This is a genomic window from Pseudomonas artemisiae (assembly GCF_057128685.1).
The window spans coordinates 24129-41064 of the sequence record NZ_JBSKHS010000013.1 but is presented as its reverse complement, the minus strand read 5'-3'; the positions used below and the strand labels follow the sequence as shown (position 1 = coordinate 41064).

Annotated in this window: 16 protein-coding genes and 1 pseudogene; 10 read left to right on the top strand and 7 right to left on the bottom strand. The window is 57.5% G+C overall.

Going from position 1 to position 16936, the window contains the following annotated elements:
* Positions 1–55 precede the first annotated feature (55 nt).
* The 5 genes and pseudogenes from ACWKV4_RS15460 (at position 56) to ACWKV4_RS15440 (ending at position 4284) form a co-directional block, all read left to right on the top strand.
* A complete protein-coding gene (locus tag ACWKV4_RS15460) occupies positions 56–661 on the top strand; it encodes a 50S ribosomal protein L25/general stress protein Ctc (RefSeq protein WP_483832968.1) in 606 nt (201 codons plus the stop codon).
* Between the two features lie 76 nt (positions 662–737).
* A complete protein-coding gene (gene pth / locus ACWKV4_RS15455; protein ID WP_483832967.1) occupies positions 738–1322 on the top strand; it encodes an aminoacyl-tRNA hydrolase in 585 nt (194 codons plus the stop codon).
* Between the two features lie 21 nt (positions 1323–1343).
* Positions 1344–2444, top strand: a complete 1101-nt coding sequence (gene ychF, locus ACWKV4_RS15450) for a redox-regulated ATPase YchF (protein WP_483832966.1) — start codon at positions 1344–1346, stop codon at positions 2442–2444.
* Positions 2445–2658: 214 nt separating this feature from the next.
* Positions 2659–3429 (top strand): annotated as a pseudogene (locus tag ACWKV4_RS15445) (MCP four helix bundle domain-containing protein); the annotation flags it as partial.
* Positions 3412–4284, top strand: a complete 873-nt coding sequence (locus ACWKV4_RS15440; RefSeq protein WP_483833064.1) for a methyl-accepting chemotaxis protein — start codon at positions 3412–3414, stop codon at positions 4282–4284. The pseudogene ACWKV4_RS15445 and the gene ACWKV4_RS15440, both read left to right, overlap by 18 nt.
* Before the next feature lie 487 nt (positions 4285–4771).
* Here the strand turns inward: ACWKV4_RS15440 and ACWKV4_RS15435 are convergent, their stop codons facing one another.
* Positions 4772–5587, bottom strand: coding sequence for a formate/nitrite transporter family protein (locus tag ACWKV4_RS15435; protein ID WP_483832965.1), 816 nt, complete (start codon positions 5585–5587; stop codon positions 4772–4774).
* A 353-nt stretch (positions 5588–5940) separates the two neighbouring features.
* Between ACWKV4_RS15435 and ACWKV4_RS15430 the strand changes: the two genes are divergently transcribed.
* From ACWKV4_RS15430 to ACWKV4_RS15420, 3 genes are all read left to right on the top strand, one after another.
* On the top strand, positions 5941–7074 hold the full coding sequence (locus tag ACWKV4_RS15430) for a mandelate racemase/muconate lactonizing enzyme family protein (protein WP_483832964.1): 1134 nt from the start codon (positions 5941–5943) through the stop codon (positions 7072–7074).
* A gap of 38 nt (positions 7075–7112) precedes the next feature.
* On the top strand, positions 7113–8390 hold the full coding sequence (locus ACWKV4_RS15425) for an MFS transporter (RefSeq protein WP_483832963.1): 1278 nt from the start codon (positions 7113–7115) through the stop codon (positions 8388–8390).
* Positions 8391–8576: 186 nt separating this feature from the next.
* On the top strand, positions 8577–8936 hold the full coding sequence (locus ACWKV4_RS15420) for a histone-like nucleoid-structuring protein, MvaT/MvaU family (RefSeq protein ID WP_483833063.1): 360 nt from the start codon (positions 8577–8579) through the stop codon (positions 8934–8936).
* 276 nt (positions 8937–9212) lie between these two features.
* Here ACWKV4_RS15420 and ACWKV4_RS15415 read toward each other — a convergent pair whose 3' ends face one another.
* Positions 9213–10514, bottom strand: a complete 1302-nt coding sequence (locus tag ACWKV4_RS15415) for an Nramp family divalent metal transporter (RefSeq protein WP_483832962.1) — start codon at positions 10512–10514, stop codon at positions 9213–9215.
* Between the two features lie 480 nt (positions 10515–10994).
* Here ACWKV4_RS15415 and ACWKV4_RS15410 point away from each other — a divergent pair, with 480 nt between their 5' ends.
* Complete coding sequence (locus ACWKV4_RS15410) at positions 10995–11258, top strand: type B 50S ribosomal protein L31 (RefSeq protein ID WP_483832961.1); 264 nt, start codon at positions 10995–10997, stop codon at positions 11256–11258.
* 82 nt (positions 11259–11340) lie between these two features.
* Here the strand turns inward: ACWKV4_RS15410 and ACWKV4_RS15405 are convergent, their stop codons facing one another.
* The gene (locus tag ACWKV4_RS15405; RefSeq protein ID WP_483832960.1) at positions 11341–11892 is read right to left on the bottom strand and encodes a TetR/AcrR family transcriptional regulator; all 552 of its coding nucleotides are present in this window, start codon (positions 11890–11892) and stop codon (positions 11341–11343) included.
* Positions 11893–12002: 110 nt separating this feature from the next.
* Between ACWKV4_RS15405 and bdcA the strand changes: the two genes are divergently transcribed.
* Positions 12003–12716, top strand: a complete 714-nt coding sequence (gene bdcA, locus ACWKV4_RS15400; RefSeq protein ID WP_483832959.1) for an SDR family oxidoreductase — start codon at positions 12003–12005, stop codon at positions 12714–12716.
* 157 nt (positions 12717–12873) lie between these two features.
* Here bdcA and ACWKV4_RS15395 read toward each other — a convergent pair whose 3' ends face one another.
* The 4 genes from ACWKV4_RS15395 to ACWKV4_RS15380 form a co-directional block, all read right to left on the bottom strand.
* Positions 12874–13674, bottom strand: coding sequence for a hypothetical protein (locus ACWKV4_RS15395; protein ID WP_483832958.1), 801 nt, complete (start codon positions 13672–13674; stop codon positions 12874–12876).
* Between the two features lie 460 nt (positions 13675–14134).
* Positions 14135–15241, bottom strand: coding sequence for a Gfo/Idh/MocA family protein (locus tag ACWKV4_RS15390; RefSeq protein WP_483832957.1), 1107 nt, complete (start codon positions 15239–15241; stop codon positions 14135–14137).
* 72 nt (positions 15242–15313) lie between these two features.
* Positions 15314–16339 (bottom strand): UV DNA damage repair endonuclease UvsE, encoded by a 1026-nt coding sequence (uvsE, locus tag ACWKV4_RS15385; RefSeq protein ID WP_483832956.1) that lies wholly within the window; start codon positions 16337–16339, stop codon positions 15314–15316.
* Positions 16336–16923 carry a cupin domain-containing protein gene (locus ACWKV4_RS15380; RefSeq protein WP_483832955.1) on the bottom strand — a complete coding sequence of 196 codons (588 nt, stop codon included), beginning with the start codon at positions 16921–16923 and terminating at the stop codon, positions 16336–16338. The genes uvsE and ACWKV4_RS15380 overlap by 4 nt, the downstream gene beginning before the upstream one ends.
* Positions 16924–16936 lie beyond the last annotated feature (13 nt).

The window sequence follows — 16936 nt, the reverse complement described above, 5'->3', positions numbered from 1 at the left end:
CACCCTGCGCTGGTCGCAAACGCCGGGTGGGCCAGGGCCAATTTGGAGAAACAACATGACCGATTTCACCCTGAATGCCGAAGCGCGTTCCGACCTGGGGAAAGGTGCGAGCCGCCGCCTGCGTCGTAACGCCGCCCAAGTGCCTGCCGTAATCTACGGTGGCGAACAAGCGCCTGAGTCCATCAGCCTGATGGCCAAAGACGTTGCCAAGCTGCTGGAAAACGAAGCGGCCTACGCTCACGTGATCGAGCTGAACGTCGCTGGCGCCAAGCAGAGCGTCATCATCAAGGCACTGCAGCGTCACCCTGCCAAGGGTCACGTACTGCACGCTGACTTCGTACGCGTGGTCGCTGGCCAGAAGCTGACCGCTACCGTGGCTATCCACTTCATGAACCAGGAAGCCGCAGTGAAGAAAGGCGGCGAAATCTCGCACGTTGTTTCCGAACTGGAAATCACCTGCCTGCCTAAAGACCTGCCTGAGTTCATCGAAGTCGACATGGCTAACGCCGAAGTGGGTACCATCGTCCACCTGTCCGAAATCAAGGCCCCTGCTGGCGTTGAATTCGTTGCACTGGCTCATGGTAACGACCTGGCTGTCGCCAACGTTCACGCTCCGCGCGTGGAAGCCGAAGACGCAGCTGACGAAGGCGCCGCTGAGTAATCAGTGAGCCTCGCCAAGGGGTGGTCGCCCTCAAGCGCCGCCCCCTCGCTATTAGTGACAAGAAAGAGCCCTTGACGTGACCGCCATCCAGTTGATCGTAGGCCTAGGTAACCCCGGCGCCGAATACGAACAGACCCGGCATAACGCAGGGGCTTTTTTCGTTGAGCGCGTAGCGCAGGCCCAGAATGTACACCTGGTGCCAGAGCGCAAGTTTTTTGGCCTGACCGGGCGTTTCAGCCACAAAGGCCAGGACGTTCGTCTGTTGATCCCCACCACCTACATGAACCGGAGCGGGCAGGCCGTGGCCGCCCTCGCCGGCTTCTATCGCATTCCATTGGAGGCGATACTGGTGGCTCACGACGAACTCGATATTCCCCCCGGGGTCGCCAAGCTCAAGCAGGGCGGCGGCCACGGTGGGCACAATGGCTTGCGCGACATTATCGCGCAGCTGGGTAACCAGAACGGCTTCCACCGCCTGCGGCTTGGCATTGGCCACCCAGGTGACGCCAGCAAGGTGTCAGGCTTCGTGCTAGGGCGCGCACCTCGCGCCGAGCAGGAGAAGCTCGACGCCAGTCTCGATTTCGCCCTCGGCGTGCTGCCAGACATGCTTGCCGGGGACTGGGCCCGGGCAATGCGAGAACTGCACAGCCAAAAGGCCTGACTTCACGAAGAGGGTTGTACCATGGGTTTCAATTGCGGCATCGTCGGCCTGCCTAACGTCGGCAAGTCCACCCTGTTCAACGCGCTGACCAAATCGGGCATCGCCGCGGAAAACTTCCCGTTCTGCACCATCGAGCCAAACAGCGGCATCGTGCCCATGCCCGACGCCCGCCTGGACGCACTGGCGGCCATCGTGAAGCCAAAGCGCATACTTCCCACCACCATGGAGTTCGTAGACATCGCGGGCCTGGTAGCGGGCGCCTCCAAGGGCGAAGGCCTGGGCAACAAGTTCCTGGCGAACATTCGCGAGACAGACGCCATCGCCCACGTGGTGCGCTGCTTCGAAGACGAAAACGTGATTCACGTCTCCAACAGCGTGAACCCCAAGCGCGACATCGAAATTATCGACCTGGAGCTGATCTTCGCGGACTTGGATAGCTGCGAGAAGCAGCTGCAAAAGGTCACTCGCAACGCCAAGGGCGGCGATAAGGAGGCCCTCGCGCAAAAGGCCATCCTGGAAAAGCTGATCCCCCACTTCACCGAAGGCAAACCGGCGCGCAGCCTGATGAAGGGCATGGGCGTGGACGAGAAGCAGCTGATCCGTGGCTTCCATCTGCTTACCAGCAAGCCAGTGATGTATATCGCCAACGTGGCTGAAGACGGCTTCGAGAACAATCCGCACCTAGACGTAGTCAAGGCCATTGCCGAAGAAGAAGGCGCCTTGGTAGTGCCAGTGTGCAACAAGATCGAGGCAGAAATCGCCGAACTGGATGACGGAGAAGAAAAGGATATGTTCCTGGAGTCCCTAGGCCTTGAAGAGCCAGGCTTAAACCGAGTGATCCGCGCGGGCTACTCATTGCTGAGCCTGCAAACCTACTTCACCGCCGGCGTGGAAGAAGTGCGCGCCTGGACTGTACGCATCGGCGCCACCGCGCCCCAGGCCGCTGGCGTGATCCATACCGACTTCGAGAAAGGCTTCATTCGAGCCGAAGTCGTGGGCTATGACGACTTTATCCAGTACAACGGCGAAGCCGGTGCCAAGGAAGCGGGCAAGTGGCGGCTGGAAGGCAAGGAATATATCGTCAAGGATGGTGATGTGATGCACTTCCGGTTTAACGTCTGAGCGGTAGATAACATCGCAGGTGATTGCATAAACTTGCGCAGCAGCTAGAAATCACCCCGAAAGCCCCATTATGTGGGGCTTTCGTGTTTCTATGCTTCTGGACACTAAGCTTAGGGAAGGGCACTCAAGTCTATCGCCAAGCGACCGATAGTATTGTAGTCGTTGGCTTACCTTCTCTTCCGCATTCACTGCGCGCAGCTATTTCAGGAAATCTATGTCATTACGAACAATGAATATTGCCCCGCGCGCGTTCCTTGGGTTTTCTCTGATAGGGGCCCTCATGCTGATTCTCGGCATCTTCGCGCTGTCGCAGATGAGCAAAATCCGAAGCGCGGGCGATCAGGTCGCGCAGGATAGCGTCCCAAGCATACAGAGCCTGAACGCGATGACTGTGGCGGGAATCCGCATGCGGGTTCTGTCGTATCGTCTGCTGACAAATCGCGATCCGGAGGTTCAGGCAAAAACTGTCGAGTTATTTGCCGTACGCAACAAGCAGATCGACGATGCCCGGGCAACCTATGAAAAACTGATTGCATCACCTGAGGAACAGGCAAGCTACGCGGAGTATGTGCGTCTGTTGGGTGGATATCGCCAAATTGAAGCACGCATTATTAGCTTGAGCCGTGCGGGCAAGGTAGAGGAAATGACCGCACTGCTGAATGCAGAGTCGGCCGCTAACTCTGACCAAATGAATATCACCCTGGCAACACTGTCCGAGATTAATGCGAAGCAGTTGGGCGTCACAAATAAAGCAGCTGCCGACGAATACGCCTCGGCATTCAACCTGGTGGTCAGTCTGCTGATCGTCTCTGCCATCCTGACTATGCTGTTCGCCTGGCTGCTGACTCGAAGCATTACCCAGCCAATCGCTGCGGCGCTGAAAGCCGCAGAGTCCATCGCTGAAGGCAATTTGACTCGCACCATCAAAGTCGAAGGCACTGATGAGGCTGGCCGCTTGCTGTTAGCCATGCAAAAAATGCAGGGAAAATTGCGCGACACCTTGATGCGTATATCGGGCTCCGCCACGCAGCTTGCTTCTGCCGCTGAAGAACTGAATGCCGTCACTGACGAAAGCGCCCGTGGTTTGTCCCAGCAGAATAACGAAATTGAGCAGGCTGCCACGGCAGTTAACGAAATGACCAGTGCCGTGGAAGAGGTGGCGCGTAACGCCATGAGCACTTCCGAAGCCTCTAAAAATGCTGCCGCTTCAGCAGGTAATGGCCGCGATCTGGTTCAGGGAACCGTTGCCGCCATCGAACGTATGAGCAGTGACGTGCAAAGCACCGCCGATCTGATTGGCAATCTGGCTGTTGAGTCCCGAGACATTGGTAAGGTGCTGGATGTGATTCGTGGGCTGGCGGATCAGACCAACCTTTTGGCCTTGAATGCAGCCATCGAAGCCGCCCGTGCCGGTGAAGCCGGACGAGGTTTCGCCGTGGTTGCCGATGAAGTGCGCGCGTTGGCCCATCGTACTCAGCAGTCAACGAGCGAAATCGAACGCATGGTCGGTAGCATTCAGAGCGGTACTGAGCAGGCCGTTAGCTCCATGCGCAACAGCACTGAACGCGCCGAATCGACCCTGAACATCGCTAAGGGCGCAGGCTTGGCGCTGGATACCATCAACACGGCTGTCATGGAAATCAACGAGCGCAATCTGGTAATCGCCAGCGCAGCCGAAGAGCAAGCCGCTGTCGCCCGTGAAGTGGATCGCAACCTGGTCAATATCCGCGACCTGTCTGCACAGTCTTCCGAAGGGGCCACGCAGACCAGCGCGGCCAGTGGCGAACTGACTCGTCTGGCTGTGGACCTGAACAGCATGGTCTCGCGGTTTAGTGTATAAGCGCTAGCAAAACCACTCGAACTCGCCCCCCAATGTCTGGACCAGGTGTCCAGCTTTTAGGGGGAGTTCATATCCGCCAACACACGTGCATTGCCAATCCTGACGCCTTCCCGGCTAAAGCCGGCCCCACCGAAACACGGCCACAATGAATGGGATCGGTGCCTTGTGTACCGCACGAATTGCAGCACTAAGCAACCCTGCCACCGCTTGCTCCAATGACTCCGCGCCATCCATGCCAGCCAATGCACCGCGCTGACCAGCGTAAAGGTCGAGCGCCTCGCGGTAGAGGCCTGCCTTGCTCCCAAACGCCGCTTACAGGCTGGGCGGCAGCGGCGGTTACCCCTTCAAGGATAGGGTCAATGAACACATCGAGGCGCGAGAGCGGTTGTTCCGAGATGGCCAGAACAGCGCTTAGATCTTGAGCTCATTCCAGTCCTAAAAAGATCGTTACCTCTTATAACCGGCGCGCCTGTCTAGCGTTTCTCGATTATTCGGGCCTTTGCGCGCCGCTGGCTTCGGGCAGCGCGGCGGCCCGGGTTACGGTCTTGAAGTAGGCCAAGTGATAAGCCAGGCCAACGAATACCGCGCCGCCCACTGCGTTACCCAAAAATACCGGAATGAAATTCTCGCCGAACTGCGCCCAACTCAAGGCTCCTCCAAAAATCGCCGCGGGTATCACGAACATGTTGGCGACGATGTGCTGGAAGCCGATCGCGACGAATGCCATCACTGGAAACCACATGCCGACCACTTTACCAACCACGTCCTTGCTCGCGTAGCTGAGCCACACCGCCAGGCACACCAGCCAATTGCAGCCAATGCCAGAGATGAAGGCCTGTTCGAAGCTGGCCGCTACCTTGGCATTAGCGATGGCCACGGTCTTGGCCATGAAGACGCCTTCGGTCAGGCCTACCAGATGCCCGAAGCAATAAGCGACGAACACCGCGCCAATCAGGTTGGCCAGAGTCACTAGCAGCCAGTTGCGCGCGAGCTGGCCCAGGCCGATACGCCCAGCGAACAGTGCCATGGGCAGGCTCATCATGTTACCGGTCAGCAGCTCACCGCCGGCCAGCACCACCAGAATCAGCCCCACGGGAAACACCACAGCGCCAAGCAGGTTGCCTAGCGAAGCCCAATCGCTAGGGATCATGGTGCTGACATGAATGTCGAGGAGAAACCCAAGGGCGATGAAAGCCCCTGCCAGAAATCCTAGGATTATCAAGGATGACAGGCTCAAGTGGGCCTTCTTGACGCCGCTTTCGACGGCAATTTCAGCGATTTGCTGCGGGGTGTTCAGAGACATGGCGGGCTCGTGCTGGTCGTGGGCTGAGCATGGGAACTACACACTCAAGCGGTGCGCGCATCTGTCGCACCTGCCAGGTACGTTACGGGGCGACTCGGCAAATGGCCAATAGGCTGTTTTGATCGGCCGATTGAAAAGGCCAATGACGCGCGCCCTCCTGCATCGCCTGACCCCAGGGTTTCAGGCCCGCGCGCTTGGCCGTGTTCAGGCCGATCGCCGATCGGTCAATGCAGGCGCCTTCGCAAGCGATCATCTCGATCAGCGACTTAAACGAAGCGACAGTTGGCAAGCAGGTGGTTGTACGATAACGTATGAGACATGGTTACTAAATATTTCAAGAACGACCTTTGCCTATGAAAATCACTGCCATAGAGCTGTCTCGTGTCAGCATCCCCTTCTACGCCGGCGTTCGGCAACATGTAGGTGTAGTGCAGGAAGACGATGCCTTTAACGCCGCCTCCCCTCGCCACAGTCGCATGGAAAGCCTGATTATCCAGGTGCATACCGACCAAGGCATGGTCGGCTGGGGAGAGGCATTTGGCCACGGCTCGAACCCAGTGACCTTCGAGGCCCTGAAAACTTTGATAGCCCCACAATTCATCGGTTTGGATTTAGAGGACCGGGCATGGGCCATGGAATCGGTACGCAAGGCCTTGCACGGGTTCGGGAGTACCGGCCCTGTCGCTTATGGCCTGGCGGGCATGGATATCGCTTTGTGGGACCTGGCCGCGCAACAGGCCGGCCAGCCGTTATGGCAGTTGCTTGGTGGTAAGCCTCGAGAGCTGGAGCTGTATGCCAGCCTGGTGAGCTATGGCAACGACCCCGATACTGTCGCCCGGCATGTAACGCGTGCCCGGGCCGCGGGATTCAACAAGGTCAAGCTGCATGAAACTCAATATCCCGCCATTGCCGCGGCACGCCAGGCGTTGCCTGCGGGCGCCGGGGACCTGATGGTGGACGTGAACTGCCCTTGGTCGGTTGATGAAGCTCGGATAACGGCCCAACAGCTACGCGAGTTGGGGCTGACCTGGCTGGAAGAGCCGGTCTGGCCGCCTGACGACGCCCATGGCCTGGCCACCGTCCGCCGCGAAGGCGTGCGCCTGGCCGCGGGTGAAAACGCGCCAGGGGTGAATGGTATCCGGGCATTGCTGGACAACGCATCAGTGGATGTAGTGCAGCCTAGTGTCGCCAAGGTAGGCGGTATTAGCGCCATGCTCGAGATCTTTGCCCTCGCGCGCCAGTATGAGGTTGAGGTGGTCCCCCACTGCTTTTATTTCGGCCCAGGCTTACTCGCGGTCGCTCACCTGTGCACCCTGCTACCCGAGAGCGTTGCGGTAGAGGTGCCCTTTATCGAGTTCGAGGCGCTTCTTTATCCGGAGCTTGACTTCAAACCGCGCATGGCCCTGCCAGCGAAGCCAGGGTTAGGCTTCGTGGCCAACATGGACGTATTGACGAAATACCGTATCGCACATACCCACGTGGCGTGAGCGCCGAGCGCCAAATTCCAATAACAAAGGGCTTTGATATGTTTACGCAGTATCGCTGGCGGATCGCCGCGCTGTTGTTTGGCGCTGGCATGCTCAACTACCTGGACCGTGCCGCGCTATCAGTGGTGGCACCTATGGTGAAGTCGGAACTTGGCATCGACGACCTCCACATGGGTTTCATCTTCAGCAGCTTTTTCATCGGGTATTGCGCCCTCTGCTTCATCGGCGGATGGGCCGCGGACCGTTTTGGCCCGCGCAAGGTATTTAGCTGGTCGGCAGGGGTGTGGTCAATTTTCTGCGGGCTCACGGCGACTGTCACCGGCTACGCGCAATTACTGGTCTATCGCGTGGTGTTTGGCATGGGCGAAGGCCCCATGGGTACCACCACTAACAAGGCCATAACCAACTGGTTCCCGCGGGAAGAAGCAGGTCGCGCTATCGGCTTCACCAACTGTGGGCAACCCCTTGGCGCTGCGCTTGCCGCACCTGTGGTCGGCCTTGTGGCCCTACACTTTGGCTGGCGGGTGTCATTCCTGGTGATCGCCCTATTGGGGTTGGTGTGGATGGCGGCCTGGCTGCGCTGGTTCCGCGACCAACCGGCCGAGCATCCCGGGGTGAGTGTGGCCGAGCGTGAATTGATCGCGCAAAGCCGTGCCCAGGCGGTAACGGAATCTGGCGCGGATGACAGCAAGGGCCTTGCCCACTATATCTTTAGCGCGCCGGTATTGGCCGTGGCGATGGCGTTCTTCTGCTTCAACTATGTGTTGTATTTCTTCCTGACCTGGTTGCCCAGCTACTTAATGGATGCCCAGCACCTAGACGTGAAGAGCATGAGCATCGTGGGGGTCATTCCCTGGCTGGGCGCGGCAGTAGGCTTTATGGGGGGCGGGGCTGCCACTGACTGGCTGGGGAGGCGGCTGAAAAACGTCATCGTCGCTCGCAAGATCATGCTAACCCTCGGCCTTGGGATGGCCGCCATCTGTGTGCTGCTGGTGAACCAGGTCAGCTCGCTGGAAGCGGCGGTAGCCTGCATTACCGTAGCCAGTGTGTTCCTGTTCTTCACGCCGCAGATTTGTTGGTCCCTGATCCAGGATATCGTGCCGAAGAATCGCGTCGGCGGGACAGGCGGCTTCGTACACTTGCTGGCCAATCTTGCCGGTATTGCCTCGCCGACCATCACTGGCCTATTGGTGCAGCTTAGCGGCGGCTATGCCTCGGCCTTCCTCGCGGCGGCTGTCGTTTCGGCGGTGGGCATGCTGGTGGTGCTGGTGGCCGTGCGCTCCCAGGCCCACCTCGTGGCTCATACCGCACTCTGACGGTCGTACTAAGCTCGGCGCGAGATACCACGTCACACTGCAATAGCCGACCCACGGCTCACCGGGCTTATTATTGCTACACGCTAGGTGTATATAAGATCGCCTTTCGGTGATTCAATTGTGCAGACAGACAATATTCTCGGTCATACTGAGACTGACCGCTTAATAAATCCATTAGGAACGCTTATGTCTCGCCTTGCCGAATACCGTGCTTTAGAACAGAAACTGGCTGCTCAGCTCGCAGAACTTGAGAGCATGAAAAATGATGAAGGCTTGAAGCGTGAAGTCGAGTTCGAGCAAAAACTACGTGAATTGCTTGGCGAGTACAGTTATAGCCTTAAACACATTATCGCCATCATCGATCCTCAGGCAGCTCAGCGCCCAGCGGCAGAGCCAGTAAAAAATACCCGCAAAGCCCGCACTGTAAAGCGCTACAAACACCCTGATACCGGTGAAGTTGTCGAAACCAAGGGTGGCAATAACAAAACCATCAAAGCCTGGAAAAGCGAGCACGGTGCCGAAAACGTGGAAAGCTGGGTCGAGTAATTCGCCTCAAGCCACATAAGTTAGTAAGGGATGCCACTGGATTGTTTCCCAATGCAAGCTCAGGAAACGATTGACGTGCACGGTACGTGCTGGCGCAGCCGAGTACCCGTGGCCTCCCTGCGCGCAAGGTCATTATGCTAAACCCGCATATAGGTTTTCAGAGCTGAGCGAGTGATGGGCCAAAATACTCGCAACGCGTAGCGGGTAAAACCTCGAAAGGCCCGCCGTTATGGCGAGCCTTCAGCGAGCCTTTAATACAGCGTGCTAGCTATCTGGTCAGGTGAACAGGTCTACACCCAACTGGAAGGCAACCCACAGCGCGAGGCCCGTCGCAAATACCAAGGCGATGTTCTCGAGAATGTTGTTACGGTATTGCTTGTCCAGCAAAGACTTCTGATTGGACATGATCAACAAGCCAAGAGAGATCACAGGCAAGCCAACAATGTTCAAGGCATTAACGCCAATGGTCAGCGTAACGAAGTCCGGCATTCCTGGCAGCGACCAGATCAGCGGCGTAACCAGGATAAACAACATAAACCACTTGTGCATCGGGTCGCGGTGGAATTCCTTGCCGTACCGCTGGCGACGCTCGGGCTTGACGTGCTGGAAGGCATCGGTGATCAGCATGGGGAATGCGGTAGTCTTACCGGCGATACTGGCGAACAAGGTGGCGAATACCCCAACAAAGAACACATACCAGCCGATGGAACCGAAAAACATTTCCAGGGCCTTGCCCAGATCCGCCAGTGTGTTGACCTCGATGCCATTGGGTCGCAGGATTTCCGCGCCGACGATCCAGATCGCCAGGTTGATGATAATGCCCACGAACACCGCGAACAGCAGGTCGTTGCGCTGGATGCGCTTGTGCTCCGGGCCTACCCAACCCTTCTGGCGCATTACGTAAGGATGCACGAAGTTGGCAACGGAACCGGCCACCGCGCCAATGACTGAAACCGCAACCAGCAGCGCACCGTGAACGCCCTCGTCGGGCGGAATGCTAAAACCGATGGTGCCCTTGATAATGCCCGTCACGTCTGGCCCGGACATCACCGCTAACGCAATGAACGCCAGAGTCATGATAGCCAGCAAGGCTTTCATCACCCCTTCGATTAACGTATAGATATTCCGGCCGACCAGCATCCAGACCGCCACGACCACTGCCATGGAGCAGAGCAGCGGATAATCTATCTTCAAGAGCATGGCCAGGGCTTCGCCAGCACCCTTGATCATGTAGGCATTCATCAAGTGCCCCATCAACAAGGCATACACCAGCAGGAACCACCCAAAGAATGGATTCAACTGAGCATAACCTTGGAGGATGGTCATGCCTTGGTTATTGCACAGTTGGAAGCGGGCAATGATGTTGACGATCAGATAGCGCAGCAGCAACGAAACTGCCAGCACCCACATCATGGCGTAACCGTAATTCGCGCCCGCGACGGAAGAGGTGATCAAGTCACCCGCGCCTAGCCATGCCAACACAGCGATGATCCCGGGGCCCAGGAGCTTGAGTATCCTCACGACACGGCTTTGCGATGGGGCTGCAGCTAATTCTTGAGCAGAGGGAGTGCTCGGCATGGGTGATCTCCAATTGTTGTTTTTGTGGGAACACGCGCAGTCGAACACAGTAGATACGATGTCGTACAAGTAGAGTTGTAACGAATTGTTTTACAAGGTTGGCTACCCAGCGTGCAGAACCGCCTTGTGACCAGGTAAGTCCTATGGCTGCGGGCTCGCTATGTGCCCTCCTCCTGGCACCAGATCGCAGTAGGTGCCTGGCACTGCCAAACATTTACGAGGACGATCCTTGAAAACTATGAACGCAGTTGCTAACCAGGCGGCTCAACCGATCAGTCACCGGGGCCATTATCGACAGGGCACGAGCGCAGCCGATCTGATCACTGGAGGCGTACGGCCTGATTACATCGAGGGCGGTGCGCAGGCAGCCCCTGTGGAAGTCAGCCTGCTAGGCGGCATTACATAGCTTCAGCCATCAGGAATATACAAAGCTCAAAAAACGTTATAATGTAACCAAATCCCTTACCTGATGGAGTTTTTATGAAGCCTGATATTCACCCTGATTACCGCCCCGTGTTGTTTCACGACACCGCAGCCAATGTGTACTTCTTGATAGGTTCTACAGTAGAAACCACTCGAACCGAGCAGCACAGCGACGGTAATGTTTACCCCTATGTAGCCTTGGACGTCTCCAGTGCATCCCACCCGATGTACACCGGTCAGGTGCGCAAAACCCAAGCCGAAGGCCGCGTTGCTGGCTTCAATAAGCGCTTTGCTGGGTTTCGCTCGCCAACCAATACCTAGTCAAGCCCGCAGCGCAGAGCATTGCATATGAGTCGCCTGCCCGCTGAATGACGTTAGGCCAAGGCTGCAGTGTACAGAACGATCAGTCAGGCAGAACCTGTGCCAGCGCGGCCCCGGCCAGCCGTGCGGTAGAAAGAAGCCGGTCCAGGCTCTGCCCATGGCGCGCGCTGGCCGAAAGGCCCGCCATGGTAGTGCAAACAAAGTCTGTGATTCGATCTGCCTTCAGCGGGTACTGTTGCAAAACGCTATCGCGAATAAAGTCTTGTGCCGCTCTATGAAAGGCGCAGGCCGCCTCACGCGCCTCCGGATCGTTGCACCGCGTGCCCTCCAGCACCAGGCAACCTGTGGCGGCAGCATCGGCGGCGTAGCTGCGGGCGGCCTCCTCTAACACCTGCGCAAGCGACACAGCCAACGGCTGGTCTGCCGTTAGAATCTGCGCAAAAGGAATGGCACCGGTTACGGCATACCGCTCAAGAACCTGTGCGTACAATTGGGCCTTACTCCCAAAAGCGGCGTAGAAGCTAGGCGGGTTGATACCAAGCGCTTTGGTTAGATCAGCAACACTTACCCCATCGTAGCCTTTGGAATGGAACAAGCCCTGAGCAGTCGCAATGGCTTCGTCAGGATTGAACATGCGAGGCCGACCACGCGCTGATGGTTTATTTGTAGTCATCGCTACACAATACCTTGACAGCCTGAAAGGCCACTATTGTATCATCCACTACATTAATCAGGAGGGTGATCATGTCAGACTTCAAAAACAAATCGGTGCTGGTGCTGGGTGGAAGCCGGGGCATCGGCTCAGCCATCGTAAAACGCTTTGCGGCAGACGGCGCAAAGGTGACCTTTACCTACTCAGGCTCACCAGAAGCAGGGCAACGTCTTGCCGTTGAAACCGGCAGTCGTGCTTATTCGACCGATAGCGCTGACCGGGATGCGGTCATAGCTCGGGTCCGTGATAGCGGGCCGCTGGATGTGCTGGTAGTGAATTCTGGTATAGCAATTTTCGGTGATGCGTTGGAGCAAGACCCAGATGCAATCGACCGTTTATTGCGCATCAACGTACATGCGCCCTATCACGCCTCGGTAGAAGCCGCGCGGCAGATGCCAGAAGGCGGTCGAATCATCGTGATAGGTTCAGTGAACGGGGACCGCATGCCGTTGCCTGGCATGGCGTCCTATGCATTAAGCAAATCCGCGTTGCAGGGAATGGCGCGAGGGCTGGCCCGGGATTTTGGGCCACGCGGTATCACCATCAATATTGTGCAACCAGGGCCAATCGACACCGATGCAAACCCTGCGAATGGCCCGATGAAAGACCTGATGCATAGCTTCATGGCAATCAAACGCCACGGTCGGCCCGATGAGGTAGCGGGCATGGTGGCCTGGCTGGCTGGGCCTGAGGCAAGCTTTGTCACAGGCGCCATGCACACGATTGACGGTGCGTTCGGCGCTTGACAGCTTTGTGTAGACCATTACTACTGATTGCTTTGGGATTCACCAAGGCGGGCAAGGGCCGATGAGTTCACATAGGCTTAGGCCAGGCTTGGGGAAACCCACGGCTGCTGTGTTCGGCAGGCAGTCGTGGGCCAAGCTTCTCTGACCGACGCTGAGGTCAGCATTTGATTTCCACAAAGCCATCAGATACTTGATGCGTCACATTTTTATAATTGAAACTAAACGCATATTTCAATTTGACATACTCTTCGGTAATGTCCACAAACATTGTTTTCAAATCGTGCGTCAGGCATATAAAGCTATTAACGATAAACAGGGCGCGTGTTACTTCGGATTTTTCTCCAAGCTTGCTGTCATGAGGGAAGAACAGATACATGCCTTGTACGTGGCCATTTTTTTCCTCAAAGGCGCCCAGACGGTATTCGCTAGTACCTTTAATGAAGGAGAACCGCGTAGGCAAAAACGCTTTATTTTCCCCAAACACAGGCGGATTGATATGAGCTGAACCGCTACCTGTGGGGGTGTGGGTAGACACAGGGCCACCCCACTTGATATCAATATTCCCGTCCAACACTCCAAATTCAGCCGTCTCTGCCTTACCGGAGAACTCGAAGTTAGCTTTCAGGGTATTTTGTGCATGGTCCCATTCGACGCCCGCCGTACCTGTTTCAGCAAAGCCAGAGCCAAGGTCCGATGCCAGCGCAGCCTGAACACCGTGGCTATCGCTTGCTGAAATTGGGTGGCTGCCATTTTCAAGTGTTTTTGGAAGGCTTAGCAGGATCAGCCGATGCTCTGCATTGGCCCTACCGGTCATGCCCCATACATGTATTTTATCGAAGATCTCATATACGTCCATTTCCTCAGCGGAAAATTGAGAACTTACATTGGCCACTGTAACGCTGGCAGATATCCTTCCTTCGGCTTTATGGGATTTTAATACACGATCAGTGTTATTCATACCAACCTCACTAACTGGTTAAGCTCAGCCCGTAACAATGAGCCATGCCTGATCCACGCTAATGATTGCGCAAGCGCCCCGCAACTAGTAGAACTGCCAGGTTGCGTTCTTCTGGAGAGAAAACTGTAATACCGCGAGCCTGCCGCGCCCTATTTCCAAGCTTAACGGCACTTGGCTATGACACGAGTAGCATTGACGCACCCTACACTACCGCCCCAATAAGAAAAGTAGCTAAGGTAAAGCCCAATATCCGTTGAACCCCTACCCCTGCCATCGCTACCACAGACGCCGCCCAGAATGATGCTCATCGGCCCACCATAGAGCGGGCGGTCAAAGGCGGGCCCGGTCCGCTTCCTCGGCTTTTTTCGCCTTGTCTGCGTGGCCGGGCCTGACCTTCGCGTCAAAACATTTCGTACAGAGCCTAGTAGGCCCAGCGCGACGGCATTCACTTAGGGTGACGTTACTCAGTCGGCGATTCGGTATTGATGTAATCCGGTACCTCGGCCAGGGGGAACTGGCGTTGTTGGTCCCGGGTGGCCGTGCGCTTGGCGGGCAAAGGCTCCAGGGCTTGCGGCTTACCTGTTTCCAGCGCCCTCTCGATAGCCGCTACCACCCGTACATCGCGCCAGCCTTCATCGCCGTCCGGCTCTGGCTCTTGATTCTTGATAATGCACTCGGAGAAGTAAGCGGTTTCACCGGCGAACTGGTCCACCACAGGGTGTAAGTGTTCCAGGGTGTGCTCGCCTAGGGTCGCGCGGTAGCCGATGGCCACGCCTTCGCCATAGCCGAAGCAGGGGGAGGCTTCGATTTCGCCTTTGCTGCCGATCAACTGGAAGCGTTCCGTGCCGGGCAGGGTGAAGCTTACGGTGAATTGAGCCAGGCGCTCGTCGGGGAAGCGCAGGACCACGCTGACGGTATCCCACGTATTGACGGCGCTACCCGGTGCATGGATACCGACGGCGCTCACCTCGATGGGCTCGGCGGCGAACAGCTGGCGCACCATGTTCAGTGGATAAGGCCCCATATCAGCTACGGGCCCGGCGCCAAACCCGCTTTGAGCGCGATGGTTGCTGGGTTTAACGATCTGGGTAAAGGTAGCCGTGAACAGCCGCGGCTCGCCGAACTCACCCGCATGAACCCGTTCGATCATCTCCAGGGTGCCGGGCTCGCAGTGCAGCCGATACGCGATCATCAACTTGGTGCCCGTGCGCTTCTGCGCCTCAAGCATTTTCTTGCACTCAGCCTCGTCAGTAGCCATGGGTTTTTCCAGCAGCACATGGATACCGGCTTCCAGCGCCGGCACTACGAATTCGGTATGGCGAAAGTTAGGCGTGGCCACGTACACCGCATCGATCTCACCGGAGGCTAACAGCGTGTCGTATTGCTCGTAGGCGTAGCTTTTAAGGCTATAGCTTTTGGCGAGGTCAGCCGCTTTCACCGGGTCGCCGGTCACCAGCGCGGTCATGACCGAGTTGTCGGTCTGGCCAACGCCGGGCATGAACGCACCCTGGGAAATGGACCCGCCGCCTACCACGGCATAACGGATACGGCCTTTTGAGTCGGGCATCTTGGCCTCCTGATCAGTGGGAAAGGGGATCGGCTTCCTCCAGCTGAGCGTCTGGGCGGCGCCGAAGTTCCGTCAGACGGCCGCCACGTACCTCTGGTAAAACTCCAAGGTCGCCAGGTTTTTGTCCTTGGCCTCGAACATGATGTCGAACCGGTCGAGGAACCGCAGCGCGTAGGCGTTGGTGCAGTGGTTCCACATGCGGGCGCTGTGAAGGTACAGGTCGCGCTTGTTCACCTGCTCAAGCAGCTTATCCATTTCCAGTGGCGTGTCTGGCGTGAAACCCAGGGTTTGCAAGTGTTCCGGGGGCTGTGAATAGTGCATGGCTGGGCGTACCCCGCGCCAGCTGTCGACGATGCGCTCCACCCGCGGGTCATCGGGCGCGATGTAGGCCGATTCGTTGATCCAGCAATGGTGAATGTCCAGCACCACCGGCGCCAGGTCGGCGAGGGCCAGGCAATCGTCCACTCCGTAGACCTTTTCTTCATTTTCAAAGGTGATGGTATTGCGGGCCTCCACCGAAAGCCTTGGCCAGGTGGCACGTACCCCTGCCCCGCCTAGCCGCCCGGCAATATGCACATTGCATTTGAAATCCTGAAAGCGTTGACCGTACCCCATCATGCGGATCATATCGGCATGGTACTCGAATTCGGCCACGCTGTTATCCACCACTTCGGGCCGGTCTGAGCCCAACACACAGTACTGCCCTGGGTGGAACGACAGGCGAATGGCATGGGCGCGGGCGAACTCACCTACCTCGGCAAAGCGCGTATGCAGGTGCGCCTGTAGGGAAGGCGCCTGGTAAAAGCCTGCTACCTGAGGGTGGCTGTACAGGGGCAGCAGGTCGCTACTTAAGCGCAGCATTCGCAACGGCAGTGGCAACTCGGCCACATAGGCCAACAGCCGCAGTTGCGCGTCAAGGTTATGCTCCACCAGCTGGCGCAGCTTGTCCGCTGCCGCTTCCACGGTGGCGCTGTTGATCCAGCGCAACGTCGTGGTACGGGGGTTGAAAGCCTTTTCGATGACCTCCAGCTCCTTGAGCGTAAAGCTGCGCAACGGGTGGCGGTACAGACAGGCAAAGCCCAGGCGCGCTTCGCTCATGCGGGGGCCCGCCATATACCATGGAACGGCCCTTGGGCGCCGAACACCGGGTCTGACGCAGGATAGGTTGCCTGGATAATCGCTTGCTGCTGCTTGGCCGTAGGCGCTTCCCGGCAGATGTCGAAACTGGCTCCGGCTGGGTAAGCGCCCACCACGAGAAAGTCCTTACTGGCACTGAGCCGACAGTGGCCGGTGCCCGCGGGTAATAGCAGCACGTCCCCGGCCTGCACCTCTACCTCGTAACCCTCTGGCCCACCCAATACCAAGCGCGCGCTGCCGGCGGCGATGCCTAGCACTTCATGGGCGGTGGAGTGGTAATGGTGGTAGTCGAACACGCCATCGCGCCACTGAGCTGGCCAATGATTGACCTCCAGCAGTTGTTCGAAGGCACTGGCCAGGTCACTGATCTGAGACATGACCTGCCGGTACACAATAACCGGCAGGTCAGGGTTGTTGGGTACCCAGCCGTTAGGCTCCATGCGCACAGCCTCGACCGACGCCAAGGTGCCATCAGCGAGCATTGGGAGGCTGCCAACGGCTAGGGATACCTCCAGCGGGTGAATAAACGCTTTGTTCGAGGCCATTACGTGCTCCTGA

Excerpts from the sequence above, each read along its gene's own strand:
- uvsE (WP_483832956.1), bottom strand. The coding sequence starts at position 16,339 with ATGAGCGAAGCGCGCCTGGGCTTTGCCTGTCTGTACCGCCACCCGTTG.
- ACWKV4_RS15430 (WP_483832964.1), top strand. The coding sequence starts at position 5,941 with ATGAAAATCACTGCCATAGAGCTGTCTCGTGTCAGCATCCCCTTCTAC.
- bdcA (WP_483832959.1), top strand. The coding sequence starts at position 12,003 with ATGTCAGACTTCAAAAACAAATCGGTGCTGGTGCTGGGTGGAAGCCGG.
- ychF (WP_483832966.1), top strand. The coding sequence starts at position 1,344 with ATGGGTTTCAATTGCGGCATCGTCGGCCTGCCTAACGTCGGCAAGTCC.
- ACWKV4_RS15380 (WP_483832955.1), bottom strand. The coding sequence starts at position 16,923 with ATGGCCTCGAACAAAGCGTTTATTCACCCGCTGGAGGTATCCCTAGCC.
- ACWKV4_RS15410 (WP_483832961.1), top strand. The coding sequence starts at position 10,995 with ATGAAGCCTGATATTCACCCTGATTACCGCCCCGTGTTGTTTCACGAC.
- ACWKV4_RS15395 (WP_483832958.1), bottom strand. The coding sequence starts at position 13,674 with ATGAATAACACTGATCGTGTATTAAAATCCCATAAAGCCGAAGGAAGG.
- ACWKV4_RS15460 (WP_483832968.1), top strand. The coding sequence starts at position 56 with ATGACCGATTTCACCCTGAATGCCGAAGCGCGTTCCGACCTGGGGAAA.
- ACWKV4_RS15405 (WP_483832960.1), bottom strand. The coding sequence starts at position 11,892 with ATGTTCAATCCTGACGAAGCCATTGCGACTGCTCAGGGCTTGTTCCAT.
- ACWKV4_RS15435 (WP_483832965.1), bottom strand. The coding sequence starts at position 5,587 with ATGTCTCTGAACACCCCGCAGCAAATCGCTGAAATTGCCGTCGAAAGC.
- ACWKV4_RS15425 (WP_483832963.1), top strand. The coding sequence starts at position 7,113 with ATGTTTACGCAGTATCGCTGGCGGATCGCCGCGCTGTTGTTTGGCGCT.
- ACWKV4_RS15420 (WP_483833063.1), top strand. The coding sequence starts at position 8,577 with ATGTCTCGCCTTGCCGAATACCGTGCTTTAGAACAGAAACTGGCTGCT.
- ACWKV4_RS15440 (WP_483833064.1), top strand. The coding sequence starts at position 3,412 with ATGCAAAAAATGCAGGGAAAATTGCGCGACACCTTGATGCGTATATCG.
- ACWKV4_RS15415 (WP_483832962.1), bottom strand. The coding sequence starts at position 10,514 with ATGCCGAGCACTCCCTCTGCTCAAGAATTAGCTGCAGCCCCATCGCAA.
- ACWKV4_RS15390 (WP_483832957.1), bottom strand. The coding sequence starts at position 15,241 with ATGCCCGACTCAAAAGGCCGTATCCGTTATGCCGTGGTAGGCGGCGGG.